Annotated in this window: 10 protein-coding genes and 2 pseudogenes; 10 read left to right on the top strand and 2 right to left on the bottom strand. The window is 58.3% G+C overall.

Annotation, left to right across the window (positions count from 1 at the left end; genetic code table 11):
* Positions 1-12 precede the first annotated feature (12 nt).
* The 10 genes and pseudogenes from NKH52_RS32720 (at position 13) to NKH52_RS32675 (ending at position 8,530) form a co-directional block, all read left to right on the top strand.
* A complete protein-coding gene (locus tag NKH52_RS32720) occupies positions 13-696 on the top strand; it encodes a TrbJ/VirB5 family protein (protein ID WP_352657690.1) in 684 nt (227 codons plus the stop codon).
* A 55-nt stretch (positions 697-751) separates the two neighbouring features.
* Positions 752-1,639 (top strand): type IV secretion system protein, encoded by an 888-nt coding sequence (locus NKH52_RS32715; protein ID WP_352657687.1) that lies wholly within the window; start codon positions 752-754, stop codon positions 1,637-1,639.
* A gap of 27 nt (positions 1,640-1,666) precedes the next feature.
* Positions 1,667-1,825, top strand: a complete 159-nt coding sequence (locus NKH52_RS32710; RefSeq protein ID WP_081731114.1) for a type IV secretion system lipoprotein VirB7 — start codon at positions 1,667-1,669, stop codon at positions 1,823-1,825.
* Entirely contained in the window at positions 1,822-2,535 is a 714-nt protein-coding gene (locus NKH52_RS32705; RefSeq protein WP_023785251.1) for a type IV secretion system protein VirB8, read from the top strand. The genes NKH52_RS32710 and NKH52_RS32705 overlap by 4 nt, the downstream gene beginning before the upstream one ends.
* A complete protein-coding gene (locus NKH52_RS32700; RefSeq protein WP_031250279.1) occupies positions 2,532-3,416 on the top strand; it encodes a TrbG/VirB9 family P-type conjugative transfer protein in 885 nt (294 codons plus the stop codon). Before NKH52_RS32705 ends, NKH52_RS32700 begins: the two co-directional genes overlap by 4 nt.
* Positions 3,409-4,548 (top strand): type IV secretion system protein VirB10, encoded by a 1,140-nt coding sequence (gene virB10, locus NKH52_RS32695; RefSeq protein ID WP_352657685.1) that lies wholly within the window; start codon positions 3,409-3,411, stop codon positions 4,546-4,548. The genes NKH52_RS32700 and virB10 overlap by 8 nt, the downstream gene beginning before the upstream one ends.
* A complete protein-coding gene (gene virB11, locus NKH52_RS32690; protein ID WP_023762844.1) occupies positions 4,532-5,572 on the top strand; it encodes a P-type DNA transfer ATPase VirB11 in 1,041 nt (346 codons plus the stop codon). The genes virB10 and virB11 overlap by 17 nt, the downstream gene beginning before the upstream one ends.
* A gap of 721 nt (positions 5,573-6,293) precedes the next feature.
* A complete protein-coding gene (locus tag NKH52_RS32685) occupies positions 6,294-6,980 on the top strand; it encodes a response regulator (protein ID WP_023814396.1) in 687 nt (228 codons plus the stop codon).
* A gap of 182 nt (positions 6,981-7,162) precedes the next feature.
* Positions 7,163-7,839: pseudogene (locus NKH52_RS32680) on the top strand (IS6 family transposase); the annotation flags it as partial.
* A 16-nt stretch (positions 7,840-7,855) separates the two neighbouring features.
* Positions 7,856-8,530, top strand: coding sequence for a hypothetical protein (locus NKH52_RS32675; RefSeq protein ID WP_352657682.1), 675 nt, complete (start codon positions 7,856-7,858; stop codon positions 8,528-8,530).
* 265 nt (positions 8,531-8,795) lie between these two features.
* On the opposite strand, the gene groL is transcribed toward NKH52_RS32675, so the two are convergent.
* Together groL and NKH52_RS32665 are read right to left on the bottom strand one after the other, a co-directional pair.
* Complete coding sequence (groL, locus tag NKH52_RS32670; protein ID WP_352487661.1) at positions 8,796-10,460, bottom strand: chaperonin GroEL; 1,665 nt, start codon at positions 10,458-10,460, stop codon at positions 8,796-8,798.
* A gap of 66 nt (positions 10,461-10,526) precedes the next feature.
* A pseudogene (locus NKH52_RS32665) lies at positions 10,527-10,684 on the bottom strand (co-chaperone GroES); the annotation flags it as partial.

Here is a 10,684-nt window from a genome sequence, read left to right as displayed (position 1 = left end):
GGAGGAATATTCATGAAACTTGCCAAACTTGCAGTAACGACCCTTGCTGCTTCCCTTCTGCTTCACGGACAGGCCCGGTCGCAATGGATCGTCACCGACCCTGGAACAGAAATACAAACGACCTTAACAGCGATTTCCAATGCGGCGATCCTTGAGAGGTCAATCGAGACGCTCGCTACCACGATCGAAATGGTGACAATGCTAACGTCGTCATTCGCTGTCACGGGACTGCTAAGCTCACTGAACCAAGGAAATCATTACCCGTCGAGCAATAAGCTGGAGGAGCAGATGTTTGATGCTCGGGCGCCAGCTTCGATTATGGCCCGTAACATTGCGGAGGACCCAAATCGGATAGTCACGGGCGACGATTCAGAAGCGAAACTGTTAAAGGGACAAATCGCTGGGGCCGCCAATGCCGCAGCTATTGCAGCCGACACTTTGGGCATAATGGACAAGCGCCTTAAGGATAACGCCGGCACGCTTGGTCAGCTTTCCCGCTCGGGAAATATTATGCAGGCCACCGTGACCAACGGTCTGGTCCTCAAGCAGATTCACGATGCGATGATCCAAAATGCCCAAGCCACGAGTCTGCTGACGATGGCCACTGCACAAGGGAGCCTTCACGCCGCTGAGGAGGCCGCCACGCAGCGTCGCGAACATCGGGACACCGCTCGCATTTTTGACCCCCTCCCGTGAACGCTGAGTTCATCAGGCTCAGCTGCGCTGATCAGGGACACATCAGGCTCACGCCATGAATTTCAAAATTCCCGCGCCATTCACGACTATACACGCGATCTTTCATGGGGCCTTTACGTTGGGGCTGCACAAAGTGCTTGGAAAGATCCAAGAAGCGGTCAGTGCGCCTCTGGTGGCGTGTGTCACGCTTTGGATAATAATCCAAGGCTTTCTGGTCATGCGTGGTCAAGTCGATGCGCGCGGGGGTATCTCGCGCGTAATCATGGTGTCGATTGTCGTCGCCCTTATCTTAGGGCAGGCCAACTATCAGTTGTACATTGAATCCCTCTTCGACGACACGATTCCGAGGTTGGCTCACGACATCAGTGGCAGCGACTTGCCCTTCACCGGAATCCCCCAGAAGCTCGATCTCATGTTTGCTTCAAGCCAGTATGTCTTTCAGCTGATTGCTTCCGAAATTGGGCCTATGAACGGCCAGGACATACTTGCTTTCGAGGGAGCGCAATGGATTTTCTATGGCGCGCTGTGGACAGCGTTCGAGATCTACGATGCCGTTGGAATTCTGACGAAGGTGCTCTTGACGATCGGCCCTCTGGTCCTTGTAGGCTACCTTTTTGATCACACTCGAGACATAGCCACCAGATGGATCGGCCAACTGCTCTCGTACGGGCTGCTGCTTCTCCTCCTCAACATCGTGGCAACGATAGTAATCGCTGCCGAAGCAGTCTCGCTGGCAGCCATGCTTTTGATGATCAAATTCTCGGGCACGACAGCAGCCAAGATCATCGGGCTTTACGAGCTCGACATGCTTTTCCTAGCTGGTGACGCTCTGATCGTCGCGCTTCCGACGATCGCCAGCAGCATCGCCGGCGGCTCTTGGGGAGGTGCGAACCGACCTCTTAACAGCCTCAATCGCCACTTTGCCAAAACGGCGGGTGGTTAATCAATCGACAAGCTCGGTGCCAAAAACATGAAATATTGCCTACTTCTGTCAATCCTCGCTTTGGCCGCCTGCAAGACAAGCCATGGGCTTGCGACGTGCGCGGGTGCCCCATTCCAACTGAACGTGGGACAATGGGAAACCACCCCTGAGGATCTTCAGGTCGAATGCGCGGAAGAGCCAAAGTGAAATTTCCTGAACATGCCCTTCTGGTGGAGAGAGAAACGCTAGCCGCCCACTATAAGAAGGTGGAAGCGTTTCAAACTTCACGAGCGAAGTCTGCGCGGCGCCTGTCAAAGGCCCTGATAGCCTTTGCCGCAGCGGCGGTCCTAGGAAATGTTGCCCAGGCATTTACCATCGCTGCCATGGTCCCGTTGGCCAAGCTCGTACCTGTGTTCCTCTGGGTCCGGCCGGATGGGACCGTCGACAGCGAAGTGTCAGTCTCTCGACTGCCGGCCACCCAAGACCGAGCCGTCATAAATGCTTCGCTGTGGGAATATGTACGCCTGCGCGAGGGGTACACAGCAGATACAGCCCAATACGCCTATGATCTCGTATCCAGTTTCAGCGCGCCGGCTGTGCGACAGCAATATCAAGATTTCTTCAACTATCCGAATCCCACCTCGCCGCAAGTCACGGTCGGCAAGCGCGGCAAGCTCGAGGTCGGGCATATTTCTTCAAACGACATCAGTCCGGACGTTCAACAGATCCGTTACAAACGTACGCTTGTTGTCGATGGGCAGATGCCGATAGTGACCACCTGGACAGCTACCATCCGCTACGAGCGCTTGACGGGTCTGCCTGGGCAATCGAGGCTCACCAATCCGGGAGGTCTACTCGTCACTTCTTATCAAGGCTCGGAAGATAGCGTATCGAACCTGGGCTATGTGCAGCCATGACAAAAAGAGCGTTTCTCGCGCTGGTCTGTTCACTCTTCTTAACGATGGAAGCGTCCGCGGAAGACACACCACTTGCCGGCAAGCATGATGCGCGCATGCGCTACCTGGCTTACCGTCCCGACGAAGTGGTGCGCCTGTCTACCGCAGTGGGGGCAACGCTGGTTGTCACATTCGCGGCCAACGAGACAGTCGCAGCCGTGGCCGTTTCCAATAGCAAAGACCTGGCTGCGCTCCCGCGCGCCAACTATCTCTTTTTTAAGGCTAGCCGGATGCTCCCGCCGCAGCCGGTCATCGTGCTGGCCGAGAGTGAGTCCGGTACACGGAGATACGTCTTCAGTATTTCAACGAGAGCGATGCCAAAACTCGATGAGCAGCAACCTGACCTATACTACAGTGTGCAGTTCACCTATCCTGCTGATGAGGCTGCTGCTCAGAGAAAGGACGCAGAAAGGCGCTCGATTCTTGGTCAGGCCCGGGCGAAAGTGCTGCACGACGAGAGAGTTCAGGATTTGTTGAATCGGCCCGCCGCAACTACCAGTCCGGACGAAAGCAATTTTCACTACGTCGCAAAGGGCGATCGATCGCTGGCGCCGCTGCAAGTTTTCGATAATGGCTTTACCACCGTATTTGGCTTCGCAAGCAATTCCCGCATACCCTCCCTCTACATTATCAATCCCGACGGCAAGGAAGCCGCTGCCAATTACACGGTCAAAGGGGACTATGTTGAAGTATCCGCAGTCGCCCGGGAATGGCGTCTGAGAGATGGCAATACGGTCTTGTCCATTTTCAACAGGGCTTATGACCCTGTGGGACGAGCGCCAGGGACCGGTACAGTGACACCCGACGTGTGGCGCGTTTTGAAAGGCTCGGCCGATGAATGAAACCGGCCCACAGTCGGGACATGATGTCCATGCCTCCGGATCGATGGTCTCGGAGCCGGCCCGCCGGCATGTTTCGGGATTGCAGAAGTTGGCCGTCGCTGCTCTTGTTCTCATCTCATCTCTATCGCTCATCTGGCTCGGCGGTCGTCCCAGCACACAAGACGAGCCAACTCAGCCAAAACCTCCAATTGTCGCCGACGCCGAGCCATTCCGCCCCGTGCCGATTGAGATTGCTCCCGAACCTCCAGCACCCGTACAGGCGGCGCAGGCAGGAGATCCTGCGCCATCCACGCCGCCTCCGGCGCCAGCTGATCCGCCGCCGGAGGAAACACCAATTTTCGCCTACAGTGGCAGCGGTCAAATGCCCAACGACGGTCAGCGGAGCGAAGACAACCATAGGGATGCTCCCGCGACCTCGCATGAGATTTCAGACGCTGGCGATCTGACGGGGCGATTGAAGCCAGATATACAGGAGCCAAGCCGGGCCACACTTTTGCCGCACCCTGATCTCGTGATTACTCAAGGAACGATAATTCCCTGCATTTTGCAAACGGCAGTCGACACAAACTTACCGGGTTATGTGAAGTGCGTCTTACCTAAAGACGTCCGCGGCGCCACCAACAACGTGGTGCTTTTGGATCGCGGGACGACCGTGATTGGCGAGATCCAGCGTGGTCTCCAACAGGGGGATGCGCGTGTCTTCGTGCTGTGGACGCGCATCGAAACGCCTGACCATGCCCTCGTTTCGCTAGCATCGCCGGGCGCTGACGAGCTCGGCCGCTCCGGAATGCCTGGCACGGTGGATAATCACTTCTGGCAGCGCTTTGGCGGAGCAATGCTCATGAGCGTCATTCAAGGCGCGTTTCAGGCCGCCGGTCAATACGCTGGCAGCTCAGGTGGAGGAAGCGGCATCAACAGCTTCCAGAGCAACGCCGGACAAGCCGTTGACACGACCCTTAGAGCAACGATCAACGTTCCGCCAACTCTGAAGAAAAACCAGGGAGATGCTGTATCCATCTTTGTGGCTCGGGACCTCGATTTCTCGGATGTATACGATCTTAGAGCGACCGCCGTGGCGCCAGCCCCCCAACATCACGAACGCCGGAGAGACAACAATGCGACCGGAGGCTGACCCTCAATTGCGTTTGCTTCTCAACCCTGTTCTGAAATGGCTTGAGGAGCCAAGGACCGAAGAGGTCGCTATCAACCGGCCTGGGGAAGCCTTTGTCCGACAGGCCGGCGTTTTCACGAAACATCCGCTACCGCTATCTTATGACGATCTGGAGGACATCGCGATCCTCGCTGGAGCGCTGCGCAAGCAAGATGTCGGACCGCAAAGCCCCCTCTGTGCGACTGAGCTGCCGAACGGAGAGCGGCTGCAGATCTGTTTGCCGCCCGCTGTTCCCTCAGGAACAATAAGCCTGACGATACGGCGTCCCTCAAGTCGTGTGACCGAACTCAAGGAAGTTTCTTCTCGCTACGAATACTCGCGTTGGAATCAATGGCGGTCACGAAAGGAGCGTCAAGAGCGGCAGGACGAAACGATTCTTCAGCACTACGACAATGGTGACTTGGAGCAATTTTTGCGAGCGTGCGTTTGCGGGCGGCTCACGATGCTGCTTTGCGGACCTACTGGAAGCGGCAAAACGACAATGAGCAAGACTTTGATCAACGCTATACCCCCGCAAGAGAGGCTGATAAGTATCGAGGACACGCTCGAACTTGCAATCCCGCACGAGAACCATGTCCGGTTACTCTATCCGAAGGACCGAGCAGGCGTAGGTGCGGTGACAGCCGAGCAACTGTTGCAAGCCAGCTTGCGCATGCGCCCTGATCGAATATTGCTTGGCGAGATGCGCGATGATGCTGCTTGGGCCTACCTTAGCGAAGTCGTCTCCGGCCACGCGGGATCAATATCAACGATTCATGGGGCGGATCCGGTCCAAGGCTTTAAAAAGCTCTTTTCACTCGTCAAGAGCAGCCCGCAAGGAGCTGCTGTGGAAGACCACACGCTTCTTGACCTGCTGTCGGCTGCCATTGACGTCATTGTGCCGTTCCGTACCCACGGCGACGTGTATGAGGTGGGGGAGGTGTGGCTCGCCGCCGATGCCCGGCGACGCGGAGAGACAGTAGCCGACCTTCTTAACAAGCACTAAGGCTAGAGCACGTCGGGGATCGGTAAGTGGTTTGTGATACGATGGCGTAATTTGTTCAGATTGAACGTCCACTTTGATTTGACGGAGGTGGATAATGGGAGGAGGACTGGGCGTAGACCTTCGGTCACAAGTCTAAAGTCTTCGGGCGCCCTGTCGGCGCGGCAAGCTGCGGCACGATTCGACTGGGTGTATCGAGCGCGTCCGCTGAATTGCGCGGGCGACGCTCAGCGAGCTGGTGCCGATGCCTGCTTCAAAAGCGGCATCGACACCCGGCAGGCCGTACCCTTGATTTACCTAGCCGCGCTCAATGAGCGTGTTCAAAGCCGCCGAACGTGGTTCGGAATGACCGGTTGGTAAATCGGGAAGTGCCATATAGGGAATCCTCCTGGTATTGCCTCCAGGGGGTCCTCTCAATGAACAAAGCCGCAACCTGCCCTTGCGACCTCAGCTGGAGTTTGCGACGCAACCCATATAGGGGGATCGATGCGCAGAGAAATCGCAGGCAGAGTCGGTGGCATTGTGGGCGGGCCGACCGACGGTTTCAGCCCGTCAACAGGTCTTCACGTGTTCCATCCCCGACTATTGCAGGCGTGCGGCTTGCATGCTCCCGCGATCACCCATCGGAAAGAGCGTTACGAACACTACGACGAGTTGCGCGACTTCCGCTGTCGCCCCGGTCTTACAGCGGACGGTGACCTGTCCTACTTTGATAGGACGTGAAATGCGAACGCTGCTCATTGATCATCATGTGGATCTTACGCGCGCCGTGCGAGCTGCGCTCGGGGATAGCGGTTTTGCCGTTGATGTAGTTGGCAACCTGGAACAGGCGTCGAGGGCATTTTGTTGCGCAACCTATGAAATTCTCCTGCTGGAGTTGGCTCTGCCAGATGGCGATGGCTTGGGCTGGCTGAGACAGCTAAGGAGCGACGGGCATTCAGTTCCAACCCTCATTATGAGTAGCATCAACGATCTTGAGAAGCGAATTGCAATTTTCAACGGTGGCGCGGACGACTTTCTGCTCAAGCCCGTCTCTTTCGATGAGCTCATCGCCAGAATGAGAGCCATTCTGCGCCGGTCGACACAGGTGACCGACCCCATCGTTGTATTTGGCAATCTCAATTTCGATCCGATCGGCCGACAGGTTTCCGTCTCGGGTCATCCTCTGAAGATCGCACGCCGCGAACTATGTATTTTAGAGCATCTGCTTATCCGTGCAGGCCGCATCGTGCCTCGTGCGCAGTTGGAAGATCACCTCTATTCGTTCAACGACGAGGTATCTGCCAACGCGCTTGAAGTCGGAATCTATCGCTTACGTGGACACCTGAGTAGGTCAGGTGCAACGCCACGGATCACGACCGTGCGCGGCATTGGTTACCTTCTTGAATTGACTGAGGCGGCATCCGCATAGTTGGTCTAAATTGAAAGAACAGACTGCCTGCCCGTCGTCAGGTTGAGCTTGTGGCCATAATCGACATCGCGGCCGCCCTTGACGATGGTGTCGGCATGCGGTTCGAACGGCTCTGTCGCAAACCTTTTGGTAAGCGGAGCATGGCAAGAAACACTCCTCAGCTGTGGAGGAGCACGTGATGTATTTTCGACCAGTCGGTGATCCTGCTGTGCGTGCGCTGGTACCTGGCCTACACTCTGAGCCTGCGCGATCTGGAAGAGATGATGGCCGAATGCGGCTTGAAGGTCGCCCATTCCACCGTGCATCGCTGGGTCGCCCACTTCTCGCCGTAGCTGCTGGAGCGCTTCAACCGGCGCAAGCGTGTGGTCGGCAGCAAGTGGCATATGGACGAGACGTACATCAAGGTCCGCGGCCATGGATGTATCTCTACCGCGCCATCGACAGCCTCGGCGACACGGTCGAGTTGTTCTTCAGCGAAAACCGTGACCTGGTGGCGGCCCAACGCTTCCTCCGCAAGGTGCTGACGCGCCATGGCTGGCCGGAGCGCATCGTCATCGACGGCAGCCAGACCAATTACGAGGCGATCCTTTCCTGCGACGCTAGCCGGCTGCGGCAGCGATCGCGGCGACCGCTGAAGCCGATCCGCATCCGCAATAGCCGGTATCTCAACAATCGGATCGAACAGGATCACCGGCGTATCAAGCGCCGCGTTCGAGCCATGCTCGGCTTCAAGTCGCAGGCGAGCGCCGTGGTTATCCTCTCCGGCATCGAGATGATCCACATGATGCGCAAGCGACAGGCGAGGTATGCCTACAATCCCAGTCTGTCGATCGCTGAGCAATTCGATATCCTCGCTGCCTCACGGACAGGCCGAAATGGCCGTTCACACCCCCATTTCCAGGTTTGCGACAGAGCCTTTTGTCGGCGTTGCCGGCTTCGAAGGGCCGGTGCGCGCCGAGCGCATCAAGATCACGCCCGGCCACCTTGCTGCGGCCATTCGCCGAGTACGAAGCGGTGGTCGGAGGGAGCTGGTGATGACGACGCTAGATCATGACCTGCTGATCGCAATCCTGGATCGGCTGAAGTTGGGCAAGGCCACCCACGCCTGCTCCGAGGCCCTCCATGGCAATGGTCTGAGACCTGGGCTCAAGCCCTTCGGCGAGGAGGATGAGACGCCGCTGGAGCTCGGGTGCAAGCGCTGCCACGCCCGCTCCGAGGCCCCACAAGGCCGAAGCGCAGTCGTCGGGGTCACGAGGCCCCTCTGCCACGACGACGAGACGCTGCTGGAGCCCGGTTGCAAGGGCTCCACAGATGGCCTGAACCTGGATCCGCCTTTCTTGAGGCGTTGCGACTATCATCGCGGCGACACGCAGCTCTTGATTTGTGTGCGACCTCCTCAGCAGATCCGTCGGGCTGAGCCGCTCAGCAATATCAACGAGAATGTCCAGCGGCAGATCAAGGATACTCAGAGGAGGAAACGCTTGATCTTGAGGCTCAGAGCGCGTCTGCTCCACTGGGCGCCTTGCCACGCTCCTCAATGCCCCTCATGATTCACCGCCTATAGCTACCAACTGAATGAATCATCGTGATTGTCGCGCAGCGGAATCCTCAAGGATCGGGCAGTTCGTAGGGGGCGCCGGTTTGACCAGGTTGAGCCCGCGAATTGCTCGATCGGACAAGATCCTAATTCTCGACCATGCGGTGAGGCTCGAAGGAGATCCTCGGGACGCACTCCAAGTTGTCGATCATGTTCGGCACACAAGGAAAGGGCGGCATTGCTGCCGCCCTTTCCGCTGTAGGTTGATAGGGGCTGGATTAAAAATCCATGCCGCCCATGCCGCCCATGCCGCCCATACCGCCGCCGCCCATGCCGCCAGGCATGCCGCCGCCAGCCGACTCCTTCTTCGGAGCCTCCGCGATCATGGCTTCGGTGGTGACGAGCAGGCCGGCGACCGAGGCCGCGTCCTGGAGGGCCGTGCGCACGACCTTGACCGGATCGACGATACCCATGGCGATCATGTCGCCATACTCGCCGGTCTGGGCGTTGTAGCCGAAGGTCAAGCCCTTGTTCTCAAGGATCTTACCGGCAACGATCGATGCTTCCGCACCGGCGTTGGCCGCGATCTGGCGGGCCGGAGCCTGCAGCGCACGACGCACGATGTTGATGCCGGCGGCCTGGTCGGCATTGACGCCGGTGACCTTGATGTCGGCCGAAGCGCGCAGGAGAGCGACGCCGCCGCCTGCAACGATGCCTTCTTCGACGGCCGCGCGGGTCGCGTTGAGGGCGTCATCGACGCGGTCCTTCTTTTCCTTGACTTCGACTTCCGTCGCACCGCCGACGCGGATCACCGCAACGCCGCCCGCGAGCTTCGCGAGACGTTCCTGCAGCTTCTCCTTGTCGTAGTCCGAAGTGGTCTCTTCGATCTGCTGCTTGATCTGGGCAACGCGGCCCTGGATCTCGGCCTTCTTGCCGGCGCCGTCGACGATGGTGGTGTTCTCCTTGGAGATCGACACCTTCTTGGCGCGGCCGAGCATGTTGAGGCCGACGTTCTCGAGCTTGATGCCGAGGTCTTCCGAGATGACCTGGCCACCGGTGAGGATGGCGATGTCTTCCAGCATGGCCTTGCGGCGATCACCGAAGCCCGGCGCCTTCACGGCGGCGATCTTCAGGCCGCCACGCAGCTTGTTGACGACCAGCGTGGCGAGCGCCTCGCCTTCGACGTCTTCCGAGATGATGAGCAGCGGCTTCGAGGTCTGCACGACGGCTTCGAGAACCGGCAGCATCGCCTGGAGGTTGGAGAGCTTCTTCTCGTGCAGGAGGATGTAGACGTCCTCGAGTTCGGCAACCATCTTGTCGGCGTTGGTGACGAAGTAGGGCGAGAGGTAACCGCGGTCGAACTGCATGCCTTCGACGACCTCGAGTTCAGTCTCGGCGGTCTTGGCTTCCTCAACCGTGATGACGCCTTCGTTGCCGACCTTCTGCATCGCTTCGGCGATCATCTTGCCGACCGACTCGTCGCCATTGCCGGCGATCGTGCCGACCTGGGCAACTTCCTCGGAGGTCTTGATCTTCTTGGCAGCCTTGCCGAGCGCCGCGACGACTTCGGTCACGGCCAGATCGATGCCGCGCTTCAGGTCCATCGGGTTCATGCCGGCGGCAACGGCCTTGTTGCCTTCCTGGACGATCGATTGCGCCAGAACGGTCGCGGTTGTGGTGCCGTCACCGGCGATGTCGTTGGTCTTCGAAGCAACTTCGCGGATCATCTGCGCGCCCATGTTTTCGAACTTGTCGGAAAGTTCGATTTCCTTGGCGACGGTGACCCCGTCCTTGGTGATGCGCGGTGCGCCGAACGACTTGTCGATGACGACGTTGCGGCCCTTGGGACCGAGGGTCACCTTCACCGCGTCGGCGAGGATGTTGATGCCGTGAAGCATGCGCTCACGGGCATCGCGGGAGAATTTTACGTCTTTGGCAGCCATTTTTTTACTCCTGGGCATCTCGCCCGAAATTCAGATTTGATGGTGCGAAGGAAAGGCGGCAGCGTGTCAGCCGATGATCCCCATAATGTCGGATTCCTTCATGATCAGAAGGTCTTCGCCATTGAGCTTGACTTCGGTACCCGACCACTTGCCGAACAGGATGCGGTCGCCGGCCTTGACGTCCAGCGGGACCAGCTTGCCAGCTTCGTCACGAGCGCCGGAGC

The sequence above is a fragment of the Mesorhizobium sp. M1066 genome, assembly GCF_040318635.1.
Lineage (GTDB): Bacteria > Pseudomonadota > Alphaproteobacteria > Rhizobiales > Rhizobiaceae > Mesorhizobium.
The sequence above is the reverse complement of the archived record's forward strand: the minus strand, read 5'-3'. Positions and strand labels throughout refer to the sequence as shown.

What these genes read in the sequence shown, in the direction of transcription:
- NKH52_RS32675 (WP_352657682.1), top strand. Translation starts at nt 7,856, where the DNA reads ATGGCCGTTCACACCCCCATTTCCAGGTTTGCGACAGAGCCTTTTGTC.
- virB11 (WP_023762844.1), top strand. Translation starts at nt 4,532, where the DNA reads ATGCGACCGGAGGCTGACCCTCAATTGCGTTTGCTTCTCAACCCTGTT.
- groL (WP_352487661.1), bottom strand. Translation starts at nt 10,460, where the DNA reads ATGGCTGCCAAAGACGTAAAATTCTCCCGCGATGCCCGTGAGCGCATG.
- NKH52_RS32710 (WP_081731114.1), top strand. Translation starts at nt 1,667, where the DNA reads ATGAAATATTGCCTACTTCTGTCAATCCTCGCTTTGGCCGCCTGCAAG.
- NKH52_RS32715 (WP_352657687.1), top strand. Translation starts at nt 752, where the DNA reads ATGAATTTCAAAATTCCCGCGCCATTCACGACTATACACGCGATCTTT.
- virB10 (WP_352657685.1), top strand. Translation starts at nt 3,409, where the DNA reads ATGAATGAAACCGGCCCACAGTCGGGACATGATGTCCATGCCTCCGGA.
- NKH52_RS32685 (WP_023814396.1), top strand. Translation starts at nt 6,294, where the DNA reads ATGCGAACGCTGCTCATTGATCATCATGTGGATCTTACGCGCGCCGTG.
- NKH52_RS32700 (WP_031250279.1), top strand. Translation starts at nt 2,532, where the DNA reads ATGACAAAAAGAGCGTTTCTCGCGCTGGTCTGTTCACTCTTCTTAACG.
- NKH52_RS32720 (WP_352657690.1), top strand. Translation starts at nt 13, where the DNA reads ATGAAACTTGCCAAACTTGCAGTAACGACCCTTGCTGCTTCCCTTCTG.